The 16,363-nt window shown below is 48.8% G+C and carries 20 protein-coding genes, 1 tRNA gene and 1 pseudogene; 10 read left to right on the forward strand and 12 right to left on the reverse strand.

Annotation, left to right across the window (positions count from 1 at the left end; all coding sequences use genetic code 11):
* Positions 1-28 precede the first annotated feature (28 nt).
* From SK38_RS03345 to SK38_RS03355, 3 genes are all read left to right on the forward strand, one after another.
* The gene (locus tag SK38_RS03345) at positions 29-448 is read left to right on the forward strand and encodes a translesion error-prone DNA polymerase V autoproteolytic subunit (RefSeq protein ID WP_038642071.1); all 420 of its coding nucleotides are present in this window, start codon (positions 29-31) and stop codon (positions 446-448) included.
* Between the two features lies 1 nt (position 449).
* A complete protein-coding gene (locus SK38_RS03350; protein WP_048235170.1) occupies positions 450-1,718 on the forward strand; it encodes a Y-family DNA polymerase in 1,269 nt (422 codons plus the stop codon).
* Between the two features lie 63 nt (positions 1,719-1,781).
* On the forward strand, positions 1,782-2,897 hold the full coding sequence (locus tag SK38_RS03355) for a YecA family protein (protein WP_048235171.1): 1,116 nt from the start codon (positions 1,782-1,784) through the stop codon (positions 2,895-2,897).
* On the opposite strand, the gene SK38_RS03360 is transcribed toward SK38_RS03355, so the two are convergent.
* Positions 2,891-3,568 carry an SOS response-associated peptidase gene (locus SK38_RS03360; protein ID WP_048235172.1) on the reverse strand — a complete coding sequence of 226 codons (678 nt, stop codon included), beginning with the start codon at positions 3,566-3,568 and terminating at the stop codon, positions 2,891-2,893. The genes SK38_RS03355 and SK38_RS03360 overlap by 7 nt on opposite strands.
* 108 nt (positions 3,569-3,676) lie before the next feature.
* On the opposite strand from SK38_RS03360, the gene SK38_RS24875 reads away from it, so the two are divergent.
* A tRNA-OTHER gene (locus SK38_RS24875) sits at positions 3,677-3,790 on the forward strand.
* 169 nt (positions 3,791-3,959) lie between these two features.
* Here SK38_RS24875 and ompC read toward each other — a convergent pair.
* Entirely contained in the window at positions 3,960-5,147 is a 1,188-nt protein-coding gene (gene ompC, locus SK38_RS03365) for a porin OmpC (protein WP_048235173.1), read from the reverse strand.
* A 441-nt stretch (positions 5,148-5,588) separates the two neighbouring features.
* Between ompC and SK38_RS03370 the strand changes: the two genes are divergently transcribed.
* The 3 genes from SK38_RS03370 to SK38_RS03380 all read left to right on the forward strand — a co-directional run bounded on the left by SK38_RS03370 (position 5,589) and on the right by SK38_RS03380 (position 8,236).
* Positions 5,589-6,281: a phosphohydrolase gene (locus SK38_RS03370; RefSeq protein ID WP_048235174.1), complete on the forward strand. Its 693-nt coding sequence runs from the start codon at positions 5,589-5,591 to the stop codon at positions 6,279-6,281.
* Between the two features lie 76 nt (positions 6,282-6,357).
* A complete protein-coding gene (locus SK38_RS03375; RefSeq protein WP_048235175.1) occupies positions 6,358-7,788 on the forward strand; it encodes a DNA cytosine methyltransferase in 1,431 nt (476 codons plus the stop codon).
* Positions 7,769-8,236 carry a very short patch repair endonuclease gene (locus SK38_RS03380; protein WP_048235176.1) on the forward strand — a complete coding sequence of 156 codons (468 nt, stop codon included), beginning with the start codon at positions 7,769-7,771 and terminating at the stop codon, positions 8,234-8,236. Before SK38_RS03375 ends, SK38_RS03380 begins: the two co-directional genes overlap by 20 nt.
* On the opposite strand, the gene yedA is transcribed toward SK38_RS03380, so the two are convergent.
* Entirely contained in the window at positions 8,228-9,148 is a 921-nt protein-coding gene (gene yedA / locus SK38_RS03385; RefSeq protein WP_003834062.1) for a drug/metabolite exporter YedA, read from the reverse strand. The two genes, SK38_RS03380 and yedA, sit on opposite strands and share 9 nt — an antisense overlap.
* A gap of 178 nt (positions 9,149-9,326) precedes the next feature.
* On the opposite strand from yedA, the gene SK38_RS03390 reads away from it, so the two are divergent.
* Positions 9,327-10,238 carry a DUF808 domain-containing protein gene (locus SK38_RS03390; RefSeq protein ID WP_048235177.1) on the forward strand — a complete coding sequence of 304 codons (912 nt, stop codon included), beginning with the start codon at positions 9,327-9,329 and terminating at the stop codon, positions 10,236-10,238.
* Between the two features lie 77 nt (positions 10,239-10,315).
* Positions 10,316-10,501, forward strand: coding sequence for a YodC family protein (locus SK38_RS03395; protein ID WP_003834060.1), 186 nt, complete (start codon positions 10,316-10,318; stop codon positions 10,499-10,501).
* A 206-nt stretch (positions 10,502-10,707) separates the two neighbouring features.
* Here SK38_RS03395 and yodD read toward each other — a convergent pair whose 3' ends face one another.
* A complete protein-coding gene (yodD, locus tag SK38_RS03400; protein WP_003030417.1) occupies positions 10,708-10,935 on the reverse strand; it encodes a YodD family peroxide/acid resistance protein in 228 nt (75 codons plus the stop codon).
* Positions 10,936-11,098: 163 nt separating this feature from the next.
* Between yodD and dsrB the strand changes: the two genes are divergently transcribed.
* Entirely contained in the window at positions 11,099-11,287 is a 189-nt protein-coding gene (gene dsrB, locus SK38_RS03405; protein ID WP_003030419.1) for a protein DsrB, read from the forward strand.
* Between the two features lie 54 nt (positions 11,288-11,341).
* Here the strand turns inward: dsrB and rcsA are convergent, their stop codons facing one another.
* From rcsA to fliL, 8 genes and pseudogenes are all read right to left on the reverse strand, one after another.
* A complete protein-coding gene (rcsA, locus tag SK38_RS03410; protein WP_003030421.1) occupies positions 11,342-11,965 on the reverse strand; it encodes a transcriptional regulator RcsA in 624 nt (207 codons plus the stop codon).
* Between the two features lie 233 nt (positions 11,966-12,198).
* A pseudogene (gene fliR / locus SK38_RS03415) lies at positions 12,199-13,039 on the reverse strand (flagellar biosynthetic protein FliR).
* Positions 13,040-13,047: 8 nt separating this feature from the next.
* Positions 13,048-13,317 carry a flagellar biosynthesis protein FliQ gene (gene fliQ, locus SK38_RS03420; protein ID WP_008785117.1) on the reverse strand — a complete coding sequence of 90 codons (270 nt, stop codon included), beginning with the start codon at positions 13,315-13,317 and terminating at the stop codon, positions 13,048-13,050.
* Between the two features lie 9 nt (positions 13,318-13,326).
* On the reverse strand, positions 13,327-14,064 hold the full coding sequence (gene fliP / locus SK38_RS03425) for a flagellar type III secretion system pore protein FliP (protein ID WP_048235178.1): 738 nt from the start codon (positions 14,062-14,064) through the stop codon (positions 13,327-13,329).
* Positions 14,064-14,441, reverse strand: a complete 378-nt coding sequence (gene fliO / locus SK38_RS03430; RefSeq protein WP_100272213.1) for a flagellar biosynthetic protein FliO — start codon at positions 14,439-14,441, stop codon at positions 14,064-14,066. The genes fliP and fliO overlap by 1 nt, the downstream gene beginning before the upstream one ends.
* Complete coding sequence (gene fliN / locus SK38_RS03435; protein WP_003030433.1) at positions 14,441-14,854, reverse strand: flagellar motor switch protein FliN; 414 nt, start codon at positions 14,852-14,854, stop codon at positions 14,441-14,443. Before fliN ends, fliO begins: the two co-directional genes overlap by 1 nt.
* Positions 14,851-15,855: a flagellar motor switch protein FliM gene (gene fliM, locus SK38_RS03440; protein ID WP_003030434.1), complete on the reverse strand. Its 1,005-nt coding sequence runs from the start codon at positions 15,853-15,855 to the stop codon at positions 14,851-14,853. The genes fliN and fliM overlap by 4 nt, the downstream gene beginning before the upstream one ends.
* Positions 15,856-15,859: 4 nt before the next feature.
* Complete coding sequence (gene fliL, locus SK38_RS03445) at positions 15,860-16,327, reverse strand: flagellar basal body-associated protein FliL (RefSeq protein WP_003834054.1); 468 nt, start codon at positions 16,325-16,327, stop codon at positions 15,860-15,862.
* Positions 16,328-16,363: the final 36 nt, after the last annotated feature.

A 16,363-nucleotide genomic window follows, 5' to 3' on the forward strand; every position in this document is an offset into this window, starting at 1 on the left:
AAACAGTATAAGCGCGAGTGAGTTTATTATGAAGTTTTATTCACCAGCTGAGTTGCGCCAGATAGTTGCGCTTCCTTTATTTAGTGATCTTGTTTCATGCGGTTTTCCCTCCCCGGCGCATGATTACGTTGAACAACGCATTGATCTCAATGAACTATTAGTTCAGCACCCATGTGCAACATATTTCGTGAAGTCATCCGGTGATTCTATGACTGGAGCGGGGATCGGGAATGGCGATTTGCTGGTCGTCGACCGTTCCAGAAAGCCTGCACATGGAGATATTGTTATCGCTGCCATTGATGGCGAGTTCACGGTTAAACGTCTTCAGCTGCACCCAATACTTATGCTTGTTCCTGAAAACAGCTCCTATGCACCCATTATGATAAACAGCGAAGATACGCTGGATATCTTTGGGGTTGTGACGTTTATCGTGAAAGCGGCAAGCTGATATGTTTGCCCTGGTTGATGTGAACTCGTTTTATGCGAGTTGCGAGACTGCATTCCGGCCAGATCTGAAAGGCAGGCCGGTAGTTGTTCTGTCAAATAACGATGGCTGCGTGATCGCCCGCAACGCTGAAGCCAAAAGAGCTGGTGTGAAAATGGGGGATCCGTATTTCAAGCAGAAGGACTTATTCCGTCGATATGGTGTGGTTTGTTTCAGCAGCAATTACGAGCTTTATGCAGATATGTCCAGCAGAGTAATGTCCACACTGGAGGCAATGTCTCCCCGCTGCGAAATATATTCAATTGATGAAGCCTTCTGTGACCTGACAGGTGTAAGAAACTGCCGGGTTCTGCAGGAGTTTGGGCAGGAATTAAAAGACGCTGTTTATCAAAATACGGGTCTGGCGGTTGGCGTTGGTATTGCTCAGACAAAGACGCTGGCGAAACTGGCGAATCATGCCGCCAAAAAATGGCAGAGACAAACGGGTGGGGTGGTGGACTTATCAAACCTGGATCGCCAGCGCAAACTGATGGCTGCACTGCCGGTTGATGAGGTCTGGGGAGTAGGGCGCCGTATCAGCAAAAAGCTGGAGGCTATGGGGATTAAAACGGTTCTGGATCTGGCTGATACTGATATTCGTTTTATCCGGAAGCACTTTAATGTTGTCCTCGAGAGAACGGTGCGCGAACTGCGCGGCGAACCCTGTCTCGAACTGGAGGAATTTGCCCCCGTAAAGCAGGAAATTGTCTGTTCCAGATCATTCGGGGAACGTATTACGGATTATGACGCTATGCGACAGGCCATCTGCAGCTACGCGTCGCGCGCCGCAGAAAAGTTACGTGGAGAACATCAATATTGCCGCTTCATATCTACTTTTGTCAAAACGTCACCCTTTGCGTTGAACGAACCGTACTACGGTAACAGCGCGTCGGTGAAGCTGCTCACCCCGACACAGGACAGCCGGGATATCATTGCAGCAGCAACGAGGAGTCTGGATGCAATATGGAAAGATGGGCATCGATATCAGAAAGCTGGGGTAATGCTGGGGGATTTCTTCAGTCAGGGGATCGCCCAGTTGAATCTGTTCGATGATAATGCGCCTCGCCGGGGTAGTGAGAAGTTGATGGAAGTTCTAGATCATCTGAATGCGAAAGGCGGGCGAGGAACGCTGTACTTTGCCGGACAAGGTATCCAGCAGCAGTGGCAGATGAAGCGGGAGATGCTGTCACCACGATATACAACACGTTTTTCTGACCTAATTATTGTAAAATAAGAAAAGCTAACATATGTTGAATAATACACTAATTATTCGTTTTTCGTGAGGGGTGGAGTTCCAATGGGAAAAATTGGTAGAAATGATCCTTGTTGGTGCAATTCTGGTAAAAAATATAAAAAATGCCATTTAGGTCGAGATAAGCAAGAACCTTTTACTCGCGGTGAAGCGCAAGGAGCTTTGCGATTGTTTACTACAACAAGTAAATGCAGTGTTCCTGACGCTAGAAAATATGAATGCCATTCGAGAATAGTAAGGGCTCATACATTGTCAAAAGGAAATAGTTTAAAAAATATAGCTCATCAAGGGCATGTATTAGGTTTAAAACATGGCCTTAGCAATATTGAGCGAAAAAATGGCGGATTTGAGTTTGAGAGAATCGGTATTAATCAAGCATCTACTTTTTCAGGATTTTGTTCGTATCATGACAAAGAATTATTTTCTTGTATAGAGGATGAAAAATTTCAAGCTACCAAAAAACAATGTACTATGTTGGCTTATAGACCGCTAATGAGAGAGTTTTACGTCAAGGAGGCAAATTATAAGTTTATGCAACAATCCAGAGAATTTGACAGAGGGTGGGCATTCCAAGACCAGTTAGCTTGGGCCAGGATGGCAGATGAAAACGTTAACGGTGCAAAGCTATCCCTGAAAGATTTGGAATACATCAGGGGTAAGGTAGAGCTCTCTATAGAAGATAACTCATTTAACGCTCTAAAGCATGTTGTTCTGCGTCTTAATAATATACCAAAAATCATGGCTTGCGGAATGCATGGTCCTATAACGGATATTTTCGGTAGGGTAATTCAAGATATTACATCTGATGAAAATATAAGGCCGGCATATATTATCACCAATCTTCTAGCTTTTGATGGCATTGGTTATATGATATTCTCATGGCTTCCAGAGGATGACGAGATTATACTGAAATTTGTAGGCTCTCTGAGAGGGTGTGATATGTTTGAGCTTGGAGATCGGTTGGCTAACTATATCTTCACGTTTCATGAGAATATCTTTGCCTCCGAGATTTGGTGGAATGACTTGGGAGATGTACAGGAACGTGTCAACTCGTTGCTAATGCAAGGGGTTATAGCTCATGCATATGATATTTCATTAATAGAGGGTGATGATTTTAAGTATAACGCAATAAGTGTAAAGGATATTATTGAGCTTTATTGATTTTTGAGTTTAGTAATTAAGTGTCTTCCTTGATTCTTTGTATTCCCCACGTCGCGCGAAACAGCATGCCATATGAAAGAGTCTTCCGTTACCATGCCATCATAAGCGATTTTTTCCGCGACTTTCCCTCCAACGTCCTGCCTCATCCATTCGCGAGCGGCTTCTGGTGACAGTACCAGTGGCCGCCTGTCGTGAATATCTACCAGTCCTTTGTCTGCAGCAGCTGTCACTATCAGGAATCCTTCTGCTTCATCTCCACGTTCGAATGGTGTGCTGCCGATCGCCGCCATGAATATCGGCTGGCCATCGGCTCGATGAATGAAGTAGGGCTGCTTTTTGTCACCTTCCTTTTTCCATTCATACCAGCCATCAGCAAAACAAATTGCACGACCATGCTGCCAGAGTGGTTTAAACATTCTGCTGGTGGCCGCAGTTTCAGAGCGTGCGTTAATCAGTGGTGGTTTATCCCACCACCCGGGGGCGTATCCCCAAACAACAGGATCGAGATGGAGTTTCTCGTCACGTTCGCTTAGAAGCAGAACCTTGGTGCCTGGCGCGACGTTAAAACGTCCGATTGGTTCGGGGTCGTAAGGGATATCGCGTTCTGCTTCTTCAGCGAGCAGAGCCAGATAGTCTTCACGCGTCATTGACTGTGAAAAGCGTCCACACATTTTCACCTCCAGGTTGTACTTGGAAGTATAGGTTTTAGCTCAGAAAGTGTTGGTATATTAAGTATGGATAAACGTGTAAATAGTTGAATTTTATGAAGTGAAAATATTGTGGATATACCAGCGAGAAAGGGTAAGTTATTGAAAATATTACCAATGAAATCGGTCTCGAAAACCGGAGTAGGGGCAACTCTACCGGGGGTTCAAATCCCCCTCTCTCCGCCACTATTCAAGCACTTGCACGCCTCGCTTTCAACGACAGTTCTCATGGATGTTTTTTTCTTTGAGTATCCTCACAAGTTTATCGTTGTAATGCCCGTGTGATAAAAAAATACGTTTCGTATAAATAAAAAGCCCGCTTCATATGAAGCGGGCTTGCTTATTTTTGCGTCAATTAGAACTGGTAGACTAAACCAACGGCAACGATGTCGTCAGTTGCGATACCATTGCTTTCATAGAAGCTGTCGTCTTCATCCAGCAGGTTGATTTTATAATCGACATAGGTGGACATGTTTTTGTTGAAGTAGTAAGTCACACCCACATCAACATATTTGACCAGGTCTTTGTCGACATAACGCCAGTTACCACGACTGACTTCCTGACCACCTAAATCGCTACCTTTAGATTGCAGGTAAGCGACGGAAGGGCGCAGACCGAAGTCGAACTGGTACTGAGCAACGGCTTCAAAGTTTTGCGTTTTGTTAGCGATACCGCCGCTAGCCTCACCGTTACCACCGCCATAGTAAGTCATATTGCGGGTTTCTGAATACATGGCTGCCAGGTACACGTTGTTCGCGTCATATTTTGCACCAACGGTCCAGGCATCCGCAGTTTCACCGCCAGCATAGTTGTTGCGTTTGTTCATACCGTCCTGGTAACCACGCGCAACCTGGTCATCCGTACGGTCAGAACTGGAGTATGCCGCACCGAGGCTTAAACCGAAGTCGAAGTCATAGGAGGTAGAAATACCGAAACCGTCACCATTTTCTTTCGCCAGTTTACGGTTTTGGCTATTACCGGAACCTTCCTGGCCACTCCATGTACCTTCACCTTCATTATTACCCTGATACTGCAGTGCAAAGTTCAGGCCATCAACCAGACCGAAGAAGCCGCTATTACGGTAGGTAGCCACGCCGTTAGTACGACCGGTCATATACACGTCGGTCTGGGTGTAGGAGTCACCGCCAAATTCTGGCAGCATATCGGTCCAGGCTTCTACGTCGTAGACCACGCCATAGTTACGACCGTAGTCGAAGGTACCGTTCTGGCCAAAACCTAAGCCGGCAAAGCCCAGACGAGTCCAGGAATCGCCTTTGTCACCTTCGGTGCCGTTGGCCTGAATGTTATATTCCCACTGACCGTAACCGGTCAGCATCTCGTTGATCTGTGTTTCACCCTTGAAACCTACACGCGCATAGGTCTGATCGCCATCGTTGCCCGCATCGTCAGAGAAATAACGCAGACCGTCGACTTTACCGTACAGATCCAGTTTATTGCCGTTCTTATTATAGATTTCAGCCGCATTTGCTGCGCCTGCAGCTAATAAAGCAGGGAGAAGCAGTGCCAATACTTTTCTTTTCATTATGTATTCCCTTTGCATGATAATTAAAATGAATATGTAGTACTATCCGAGTGACTACATTTGGATACTATCTATGAAGTTCATTTAATTTAAAATATAACATGTAACAAATGTATTTAAAATATTTCAAAATGTTTCTTTTGCATCTTTATATAATTATGCGTGTGTGTTAATTACATTGGTATTCGCCATGTGAATTGTTTTTAATCAGTTAGTTATATGTGTTTATCTATTTATTTGTTATGTGTATTTTATTTGTTTTAGATGTTTGTTTTTAATATTCATATAAATTATTTTTCGATATTGGCGTGGTGGGCTTTATAAATTCATGTGGATTTTATTTTTAGTGCAATAATAAAAGATGATTATGTAATGGGGCGGGCAGTGGTCTGCAATGAAAATTGTTGCTAAGGTGATTTTCTTTCTACAAAGGGAGATAGCATGAAACTGCACAACTGGCAGTCGCGATTTGAAGCCTGGTTAACTGATAACCATTCTGGACAAGATGCTGCACATGACATCTTTCACTTTCGACGTGTGTGGATAACGGCGCAAAAGCTGAGTACAGATGCAACCGTAGACTGGCTGGTGGTGTTGACCGCGTGCTACTTCCACGATCTCGTCAGCCTGCCAAAGAACCATCCTGAGCGTCATTGTTCGTCGGTACTGGCAGCCAAGGAAACATGTCATGTTTTGATGCGCGATTTTCCGGATTTTCCACAACAGCGGTTATCGGCAGTGTGCCATGCCATTGAGGCGCACAGTTTTAGCGCCAAAATTGCACCAGAAACCCTTGAAGCCAAAATTGTGCAGGATGCGGACCGGCTTGAGGCGCTGGGTGCAATTGGTTTAGCGCGCGTATTTGCCGTTTCAGGGGCGTTGGGGGTTGCGCTGTTTGATGCGGAAGATCCGTTTGCCCGAAAGCGTAGCCTTGACGATAAACAGTACGCGCTCGATCACTTCCAGACCAAGTTATTGACGTTGCCGTTGACGATGCAAACCGAACGAGGGCGGCATTTGGCACAACATAATGCGGATTTTTTACTGACGTATATGGCGAAGCTGAGCGCGGAGTTAAAAGGAGAATACGAAATGCTGGATCTTGACGCGATTCAACCCTTTAAAGCGCGCTAGTCGCCAATACGGCTGAAACGTCAACCGTGCTAATTTATGTTAATCTGTCGGTTATCCATTTCTGCCGGTTAAATGTATGCAGGATAATTTTTCAGTAGCAGGCTCCATGAACCCGATGACAGATGAAAACGAGGCCGACGTGCAGGTGATGTTGGCCAAGTTGCTTGAAATATATGACGTGAAAACGCTGGTTGCTCATCTGAATGGCGTTGGTGAGAACCGCTGGAGCCCGGCCATCTTTAAGCGAGTGGTTGCTAATGAAACATGGCATCGCCTCAGCGACCGCGAGCTCATTCATCTGAATACTTTGTTGCCGAAACCACCTGCGCATCATCCGCATTATGCCTTTCGCTTTATCGATCTTTTTGCTGGCATTGGCGGTATTCGTCGCGGCTTTGAAGCTATTGGCGGGCAGTGCGTGTTTACCAGTGAGTGGAACAAGCATGCGGTGCGCACCTATAAAGCGAACAACTACTGCGATCCGCTCCAGCACAACTTTAATGAAGATATTCGTGATATCACACTCAGCCATCACGATGGGGTGAGTGACCAGCAGGCGGCAGAACATATTCGCCAGCATGTTCCTGAACATGACGTGCTGTTAGCCGGATTCCCTTGTCAGCCATTTTCTCTGGCTGGTGTATCAAAGAAAAATGCGTTAGGGCGGGCACATGGTTTCGCCTGTGATACGCAAGGCACGCTATTTTTTGACGTGGTGCGCATTATCGATGCGCGTCGGCCCGCCATATTTGTGCTCGAAAACGTCAAAAACCTGAAGAGTCACGATCAGGGCAAAACGTTTCGCATCATTATGCAAACGCTGGACGAGCTGGGTTATGACGTAGCGGATGCGGCGGATAACGGCCCGGACGATCCGAAAATTATCGATGGGCAACATTTTTTGCCTCAGCATCGAGAACGTATCGTGCTTGTCGGCTTCCGACGCGATCTGAATTTGAAATCAGACTTCACGCTGCGGGATATTGTCACGCGTTATCCGCCGCGGCGTACCACGCTGGCGGAACTGCTTGAGCCGACCGTCGATGCGAAATATGTACTGACGCCGGTGCTGTGGAAATACCTCTATCGCTATGCGAAAAAGCATCAGGCGCGGGGCAATGGATTTGGCTATGGCATGGTGTATCCCGGTAACCCTGATTGTGTAACGCGCACGTTATCTGCGCGTTATTATAAGGATGGAGCGGAGATCCTGATTGACCGTGGTTGGGATATGGCGCTGGGTGAAAAAGATTTTGACGATCCGCAGAATCAGCGACACCGCCCACGCAGACTTACGCCCAGAGAGTGCGCGCGCCTGATGGGGTTTGAATCTCCGCAGGGCTATCAGTTCAGGATCCCTGTGTCAGATACCCAGGCTTATCGCCAGTTTGGTAATTCGGTGGTCGTTCCGGCATTTGCGGCGGTGGCCAGGTTGCTGGAGCCGAAAATCAGGCAGGCAGTTGCTATTCGCGAGAAAGAGAACCAGCGTGGCAGACGTTCACGATAAAGCAACACGCAGTAAAAATATGCGGGCGATAGCTACCCGCGATACCGCAATTGAAAAACGCCTTGCCAGCGTGCTGACAGAGCAGGGGGTAACGTTTCGCGTGCAGGATGCGACGTTACCCGGTCGCCCTGATTTTGTGGTGGATGATTATCATTGTGTGATTTTTACTCATGGCTGTTTCTGGCACCACCACGATTGCTATTTGTTTAAAGTCCCCGTGACACGAACGGAATTCTGGCTGGAAAAAATAGGCAAAAATGTCCAGCGCGATGCGCGGGATTGTGAAAAGTTGCAGGTTCTGGGCTGGCGCGTACTGATTGTCTGGGAGTGCGCCCTGCGTGGTCGCGAAAAGCTGGACGATGAAGCGTTATCTGAACGTGTCATCGAGTGGATCTGCTGCGGTGGTGACACCGCGCAGATCGACACTCTCGGTATTCATTTACTGTAACGTTTTTTCCGACGGGGTAGCAACGGCATCCGCTTTAACAGGGAACAGGTATTTCCCCAACGTTACCAACACCACAGCAAACACGATCACGCCGAGCGCCAGCCATTCGATAGGGGCCAGTCTTTCTCCCCCCAGACCGGTACCTAACAGCACGGCAACAACCGGATTGACGTAGGCATAGCTGGTGGCTAGCGCCGGGCTGACATTGCGGATCAGGAACATATACGCATTAATGGCAATAATGGAGCCAAACAGGGCCAGGTAAGCCACCGCCATAAAGCCTGAAAATGTTGGCATGGTGGTCAGTTTTTCCCCGGAGAGTAGCGATGCGCACATCAGCACAATACCGGCGGCTAACATTTCAATGGCTCCGGCCATCATGCCAACGGGTAGGGTAATGCGTGAACCGTACACCGAGCCAAACGCCCAGCTTATTGAACCGATTAGGATCAAAATAGCGCCCCACGGATTGCCACTTAAATTGCCCCCGCTGTTCAGCATGATGATCCCTGCTAGCCCAATCGCTATCCCCAACCATTCCAGCTTGCGCGTTTTGATGCCAAAAAAGTGGCTAAAACACAGCGTAAATAACGGGACGGTGGCGACCACCACGGCGGCAATACCGGAAGGGACATTTTGGTGTTCTGCGACGGTGACCAGCCCATTACCCACAGCCAGCAGCAGGATACCAATTAACGCGGCGTTCAGGATTAGGCGTAAGGGGGGCAGCTTGTGCCCGCGAATAAGTAAGAAACTTGTTAATAAAATGCCCGCGGAGAGAAAACGTACGGCTGCCATCATTAACGGCGGCCAGCTTTCAACACCAATGCGAATAACGAAGTACGTGGAACCCCAAATGATGTACAGCGCGAATAGCGCACTGAAAAGCGGTAACAATTGCCTGAAACGCATAATCCCTCACGGTGGAAATAAAAAGGTGCAACATAGTAAACGTCAAAACTATCTTACTAGCGAGATTTATAATTACGTGTTGATGTTAAAAACTTGTTGACCAGAAAGGTCAGTTTCAGCATGGCGTGTTTTACTTCATACTTATGACTGCAAAAAAATAATATTGAGGGTGAAAATTTTGGCAGGAAGTAGCTTACTGACCTTACTCGATGATATCGCCACGCTGCTGGATGATATCTCAGTGATGGGAAAACTGGCCGCGAAAAAAACCGCGGGCGTGCTGGGGGATGATCTGTCGCTTAATGCGCAGCAGGTGTCGGGCGTGCGGGCGAACCGCGAACTCCCGGTGGTCTGGAGTGTAGCGAAAGGATCGTTTGTTAATAAAGTTATTCTGGTGCCGTTGGCGCTATTGATAAGCGCATTTATTCCCTGGGCGATCACCCCCTTATTAATGGTAGGTGGGGCGTTTCTCTGTTTTGAAGGGGTGGAAAAGGTTCTGCATACCCTGGAGGCGCGGAAGCACAAAGAAAGCCCGGAAGAGCGTCAGCAGCGTCTGGCTGCTCTGGCCGCACAGGATCCACTCACCTTTGAGAAAGATAAAATCAAAGGGGCAATACGTACCGACTTCATTTTGTCTGCCGAGATTGTCGCAATTACGCTGGGTATTGTAGCAGACGCACCCTTGCTGAATCAGGTGTTGGTGCTATCAGGTATCGCGTTAGTGGTGACCGTGGGCGTGTATGGCCTGGTCGGGATTATCGTTAAGCTTGACGACATTGGGTACTGGTTGGCAGAAAAGCGTAGCCTGCTTGCCCAGTCGTTGGGCAAAGGGTTACTGGTGGTTGCCCCCTGGCTTATGAAAACACTTTCTGTGGTCGGCACACTGGCGATGTTTTTAGTGGGAGGCGGCATTGTGGTACACGGAATATCGCCGCTGCATCATGCGATTGAACATTTTGCTCAGCAGCAAAGTACATTGATTTCGCTAATGCTTCCGACCCTGCTTAACCTGGTGCTCGGCTTTATCATCGGTGGGATTGTCGTTCTGCTGGTAAAAGCTGTCGCCAGAGTGCGCGGAATTTCGCACTAATTGTTACAGGACTGATTACGCAAAACGCCTCCTTGTCATCTAAGGTGTAAAGGTTTCTCTTGATACAGGAGGCAGGTATGGTCTTTTCTGTCAGTGAGGAAGTCACCTCCAAAGAGGGTGGCCCACGTATGATCGTTACCGGGTATGCCAGCGGAATGGTGGAGTGTCGCTGGTACGACGGCTTTGGCGTTAAACGGGAAGCATTCCGTGAAGATGAACTGGTGGTGCCTGGCGAGCGAAGACAGCTCTCCCAGGATGCCTGAACATTTGGCTCGACCGTAACCTGGTGATCTCTCACCCATTAGTTATATTTATCATTCCGGTGAGAATTATTTACTTGTCAGGCAAAAAAATTGCAGATAAGGTTTGGTTCACATCAGATTTTCTGGTGTAACGAATTTACAAGTGCTTCTTGCATAAGCAAGCTTGATCCCGACCCGGTAAGGGCCGGGATTTTTTTCGCCCTCAGTCAGCGATTGATCTCCGACACGCTAAAGTCATGGATATCAAGCTCGAACGCATCGGCCAGTTCATGCCATGTATGGTAATCACGCCCGTCAACGCTGACGCGCTCCGGGTCATCCTGGCTGCGATGAATTTCACTCTCGCAGATTTCGTTGATTGCCTTTAGCAGCGCGTCGACATCGACGCTGACTTCACGTTTGGCCGTATCGCTGTACTCTTTCGCGGTTTTCATCCTCATACCTCTCAACCGTTAAGGATACCGGGGGAACGTACCCAAACATCAGATACGCACAACTTAAGTATAGACCGTCGATAAAACCCGCAATCGCGCGTGCACAGCGCTGCCAGAAAAAGGAATTTGTTCTACACTGGCACAAAGCCACAGGAGGAAAACTATGAAGGTGAATGATCGGGTCACAGTCAAAACGGACGGCGGTCCTCGTCGACCGGGCGTGGTACTGGCAATCGAAGAGTTTAGTGAAGGCACCATGTACCTGGTTTCGCTGGAAGACTACCCGCTCGGTATCTGGTTCTTTAATGAATCAGGTCATCAGGATGGTATCTTTGTGGAAAAAGTGGAGTGAGATGAGTTTCGCTGTTTGATTCTGACTGGTGGAGTCGCCACCAGTCAGAACGTCTTAGCGCATATTCACAAAGATACCATTGGTGACGTTATCCGTAAGCCTTACAACGTGATAGATAACTTGCTTATTATGCGTTTTAATCTTTCGTTTTATATTCCCCTTATGGGATGACACCGTCTTGGCTTTGATATTCATTTGATCTGATATCTGTATTGTTCCCTGACCCTCCATCCACATACGCAGCATGCTGGATTCGGTTCGACTTAATGATAATGTCGGCAGATTCACATCAATAGCAATATCTACTTCCTTTTTCAGAATATCGCCAAGTAGTTTATCCAGTGAATCAGGTTTAATCGATTTAGAACTAATCAATAAATTTTTTCTGACGAGTAGATATTCATCAAAATGCACGTTGGCAATTGCCATAAACACAATAAATAATGTGCTGGGATGCTGATTAATGATTTGCTTTATTTGCTGGCTATTAGCAGGATCGTGGATAAAGCAGTCCTCATTAATAAACACCACAGCGGGTTGTTGAGAGACACAGGCGAGACTGAGTTCATCAACGTTGGAAATGTTGTTGATTTCCCTTTTTTTCACTCCCCGACTTACCAGATATCCGGTTAACCCTAGTCGGGTGTAACTGCATAAATCCATAATAATCGTTGACATGGCATACCCTCACTCAATGCGTAACGATAATTCCCCTTACCTGATTATTTCATCACAACTAAACGGAATAATAACGACCCAAGATGACGCTTTCGCTGTTTTTCAGGCGGATTTACTATCCCGTAAAGTTGCGTATAATTTGCCAGGAAACATCTTAAAGTAAAGTGAATGTTGCGTTATGTGAGTGAGGCAAAAATAAATAAGCCGCGACAGAGATATCCTGGTGGATGTTGTCACTTTTTAAATTTAGGACAATCCTTAGTAAAACAGGATAAAAAATAAGGGTTATTATTTTCCAGGCATTTCGCTGACGATATCGGCCAGTAAATTAAAAATCTCACTGAATAATCGTTCGCAGAATGGCGCAATTAATGGCATTAGCGCCGCCATTAGTGAAATACCTACGGTCAGAGTGAGAGGAAAGCCGATGACGAAAACCGACAGCTGTGGTGCCATGCGATTTAACAAACCAAGTGCAAGGTTCAGCGTGAGTAGCAGCGTCATTACCGGCAGGGCCAGCATTAGCCCGTTGAGGAAAATCAGGCTACCCGCCCGTGCCAGTGCGAGAAACGCATTGCTGTTCACCGGATTGCCGCCGATGGGCAGAGTATGAAAAGTATCTACCAGCAGCGAAATCAGCCATAAATGGCCGTTAAAGGTCAGGAACAGCAGCATGGCGAGCATGTCGATCAGTCGTGCCAGAACCGGCATATTCAGACGGCTACCGGGATCGAAGAACGTCGCGAAGGAAAGGCCCATTTGCAGGCCAATTAATTCCCCGGCGGTACGTACTGCGGCAAACGCAAACTGCATGGTGAAGCCTAATGCGATACCGATCAGGATTTGTTGCATTGCCTGCCAAAGCGCGCCAACAGAAAAGATGGGGACGTCAACGGCGGGGATCGATGGGGCGATAACGACGGTAATCATCAACCCCAGCCCCAGCTTTACCCGTTTGGGGATGGCTCGTTCACTGAGGATGGGGGCCGTTGAGATGAGCGCCAGTATGCGCAGCAAAGGCCAGAAGTATAAATTCAGCCAGTGGAGCCACTCAACGCTGGACACCTGCAACATAACGTTGTCTACCCGATGATATAGGGGATATTGCTGAACAGCGTACGCACGTAGTCGAGCAGCAGGTTAAGCATCCACGGGCCAGCAACAATGATGGCAATAAACACCGCGACAATTTTGGGGATGAAGGACAGCGTCATTTCGTTAATCTGGGTCGCCGCCTGCAGAATACTGATGATAAGACCCGTGATGAGAGCAACCAACAGCAAAGGCGCGGCAAGGGCCAGAGCGACTTTCATCGCCTCTGTGCCCATCATCATGACCGATTCAGGAGTCATTTCGCGCCTCTAACTGTAAAAGCTTTGTGCCAGCGAGCCGACAAGTAGCTGCCAACCGTCTACCAACACAAACAGCATCAGCTTGAACGGCAACGCGATTGTGGCGGGCGGTACCATCATCATCCCGAGCGCCATCAACACGCTGGCGATCACCAGGTCGATAATCAGAAACGGAATAAAAATGGTAAAGCCTATCTGGAATGCTGTTTTCAGCTCACTGGTGACATAAGCGGGCAGCAAAATTCGCATCGGCACGGCTTCTGGTCCCTGTAACGGACCGCTGTTTGCTAAGCGCGCGAAAAGTGCCAGATCGGCTTCACGGGTCTGGCGCAACATAAACTCACGCAGCGGCTGGGTGCCTTTCTCCATGGCTTCCTGCATGGAGATCTTCTCTTCGCTGAACGGTTGGTATGCGTCAACGTAGATTTTATCGATCACCGGCGACATGATGAAAAAGGTCAAAAAGAGCGCCAGGCCCAGGAGCACCTGGTTAGGTGGTGCTGAGGGGGTACCCAGCGCATTTCGCAGTAGACCAAAAACGATGATGATGCGGGTGAAGCTGGTCATCATCAGCAAAATTGCAGGCAGGAACGTCAGCGAGGTGATGAACACCAGCGTCTGCACGGGCAACGTCCAGTTTTGTCCGCCGCCCGGCAACGGCTGACTGACCAGACCCGGGAGTTGGGCGAGGGCAACGGGGCTGAAAAGCCACAAGCCTGCAAGCGTAAGGGATAACAAACGGCGCATCAGGATCTCCCAGGACGCTTCAGCAAACTCTTCATCATGGCCTGGAAATCCGCAGGGGAGGCCGTTTTTTCTTCTGCATCGGCAAGTGCCGGGGGCAGGGTGTGCAGGACGTTAATCTGCGAGGCTGTGACGCCCAGTACCAAACGGGCATCTTCGACCTCGACAATCACCACGCGCTCACGTGGACCCAGTGAGGTACTGGCCGTGACTTTCAGCCCGCGCGTACCGGCACTTTTGGGGGCAAACCCCAGACGTTTAATGACCCAGGCCGCCGCCAGGATCAAGACGATGATCCCGAGCAGCGCGCCGCTTACCTGCACCAGCGGTGAGCCGGGAACGGCGGCGGGTTGAGAAACGGTAGCCTGGGTATTCATGATTAACGGCTCAGGCGGCGCATACGTTCAGACGGGGTGATAATGTCAGTGATACGCACACCGTATTTATCCGCAACTACGACGACTTCGCCCTGGGCAATCAGATAACCGTTGATCAGAATATCCAGCGGTTCGCCTGCCAGACCATCCAGTGCGACAACCGAACCCTGCGTCAGACGCAGCAGCTCTTTGATGGTCATGCGGGTACGGCCCAGTTCGACGGTCAGCTTGACCGGAATGTCCATGATCAGGTCGATGTCCTGCAAAGCACCGCTGACGTCGCCGCCACCTAACTGCTGGAATACCGCATCGGCCGCACTTTTGGTGGGCGTGGTTTTTTGCTCGTTTAACGCGTCAGCCCACAGATCGTCCAATGCGCCAGTGTTCTCATCGGACGGATTATTCATATCACTCATTTGGGCTGTTCCTCATTCAGCGAATTCAAAATCGGGTTTATCAGATGTTCTACGCGTAACGCATACTGACCGTTTACGGTGCCATACTGGCTGGTCAGCACAGGCACGCCGTCCACATGAGCAATAATGCGGTCGGGTTTTTCAATCGGCAGTACATCGCCGGGTTTCAGTTTTAAAATCTGGGATAGCCGCAGCGGAATGTCGGCAAAGTTTGCCACCAGCTCCAGCTCAGAATGCTGAACCTGACGCACCAGATTATTGCGCCAGTTCTGATCTTCATTACGTGAGTTTTCCAGCGGCGGATTCACCAACAGCTCACGCAACGGTTCAATCATGCTGAATGGCAGACAGATGTTAAATTCACCGGTCAGGTTGCCAATTTCAACGTGGAACGGGGTATTCACCACAATGTCGTTCGGAGAGGTGGTGATATTGGTAAATTTCACCTGCATCTCCGAACGGACGTATTCCACTTCCAGCGGGTTGATGGCCTTCCACGCGTCGCTGTAGCTTTCCAGCGCCAGCTTCAGCATGCGGTTGATAACGCGCTGTTCCGTGTGCGTAAATTCGCGGCCTTCGACTTTCGTCGGGAAACGACCGTCACCGCCAAACAGGTTGTCTACGGCGATAAATACCAGACTCGGTGAGAACACCACCAGACCCGTACCGCGCAGCGGCTTCAGGTGGATTAAGTTCAGGTTGGTCGGAACCGGTAAGTTGCGCGCAAATTCATGGTATGGCTGGATACGGATCGCACCCACGGTAATATCCGGGCTACGGCGCAACAGGTTAAATAATCCCATTCGGAACTGGCGCGCAAAGCGTTCGTTAATGATCTCCAACGCCTGTAAACGCTCACGTACCACGCGACGCTGAGTGTTGGGATCATAAGGACGAATATCGCTTTCTTTTGCGATACCTGAAATGGGTTCGTCTTTGGTTTCGCTATCGCCGTTGAGCAATGCGTCGATTTCAGCCTGAGAAAGAATACTGTCGCCCATGTCTTTACCGCAGAATAAAAGCTGTATAAAGAACGTCGGTGACAACCTGTTTCGGCTGCCCAACAACGAGCGGAGTCGCCAGCGTCTCTTTGATGGCGGTAATCAGCTGTTGCTTACCTTCCTCGGTGGCGAGTGTGGCTGCATTCTGACGAGAGAACAGCAGCAGCAAGCGGCTGCGCACTTCCGGCAGATATTCGTTAAGACGTGAACGTGTCGCCTCATCTTTCATGCGCAGCGTGATACCGATATACAGCACACGGTCTGCATCACCCAGATTGACGGTAAAGGTATCCAGCGCAAAGAACACCGGGGCTGGCGGTGGAGGCGGTTCCGCTTTGACGCTGGCGGACGGCTGCTGCTGCATGCGCCAGTAGCTATAACCCGCAGTTGCGCAGGCGGCGAGGGTAATTAATACCAGCAGAGGGATCCAAATAGCGCGTTTACTTTTTTTGTTAATCGCGGAGTCAGTCATCAGATACGGGCTTCCTGTTTCGGTACAGCTTATGGG

Source organism: Citrobacter sp. MGH110 (assembly GCF_001037515.1).
Lineage (GTDB): Bacteria > Pseudomonadota > Gammaproteobacteria > Enterobacterales > Enterobacteriaceae > Citrobacter > Citrobacter portucalensis.

Bases quoted from the DNA above. Each gene is read 5' to 3' on its own strand.
- SK38_RS03350 (WP_048235170.1), top strand. From the start codon at position 450: ATGTTTGCCCTGGTTGATGTGAACTCGTTTTATGCGAGTTGCGAGACT.
- ompC (WP_048235173.1), bottom strand. From the start codon at position 5,147: ATGAAAAGAAAAGTATTGGCACTGCTTCTCCCTGCTTTATTAGCTGCA.
- SK38_RS03375 (WP_048235175.1), top strand. From the start codon at position 6,358: ATGCAGGATAATTTTTCAGTAGCAGGCTCCATGAACCCGATGACAGAT.
- dsrB (WP_003030419.1), top strand. From the start codon at position 11,099: ATGAAGGTGAATGATCGGGTCACAGTCAAAACGGACGGCGGTCCTCGT.
- yodD (WP_003030417.1), bottom strand. From the start codon at position 10,935: ATGAAAACCGCGAAAGAGTACAGCGATACGGCCAAACGTGAAGTCAGC.
- SK38_RS03360 (WP_048235172.1), bottom strand. From the start codon at position 3,568: ATGTGTGGACGCTTTTCACAGTCAATGACGCGTGAAGACTATCTGGCT.
- fliQ (WP_008785117.1), bottom strand. From the start codon at position 13,317: ATGACTCCTGAATCGGTCATGATGATGGGCACAGAGGCGATGAAAGTC.
- fliL (WP_003834054.1), bottom strand. From the start codon at position 16,327: ATGACTGACTCCGCGATTAACAAAAAAAGTAAACGCGCTATTTGGATC.
- SK38_RS03345 (WP_038642071.1), top strand. From the start codon at position 29: ATGAAGTTTTATTCACCAGCTGAGTTGCGCCAGATAGTTGCGCTTCCT.
- fliP (WP_048235178.1), bottom strand. From the start codon at position 14,064: ATGCGCCGTTTGTTATCCCTTACGCTTGCAGGCTTGTGGCTTTTCAGC.
- SK38_RS03370 (WP_048235174.1), top strand. From the start codon at position 5,589: ATGAAACTGCACAACTGGCAGTCGCGATTTGAAGCCTGGTTAACTGAT.
- fliN (WP_003030433.1), bottom strand. From the start codon at position 14,854: ATGAGTGATATGAATAATCCGTCCGATGAGAACACTGGCGCATTGGAC.
- SK38_RS03395 (WP_003834060.1), top strand. From the start codon at position 10,316: ATGGTCTTTTCTGTCAGTGAGGAAGTCACCTCCAAAGAGGGTGGCCCA.
- rcsA (WP_003030421.1), bottom strand. From the start codon at position 11,965: ATGTCAACGATTATTATGGATTTATGCAGTTACACCCGACTAGGGTTA.
- SK38_RS03355 (WP_048235171.1), top strand. From the start codon at position 1,782: ATGGGAAAAATTGGTAGAAATGATCCTTGTTGGTGCAATTCTGGTAAA.
- yedA (WP_003834062.1), bottom strand. From the start codon at position 9,148: ATGCGTTTCAGGCAATTGTTACCGCTTTTCAGTGCGCTATTCGCGCTG.
- fliM (WP_003030434.1), bottom strand. From the start codon at position 15,855: ATGGGCGACAGTATTCTTTCTCAGGCTGAAATCGACGCATTGCTCAAC.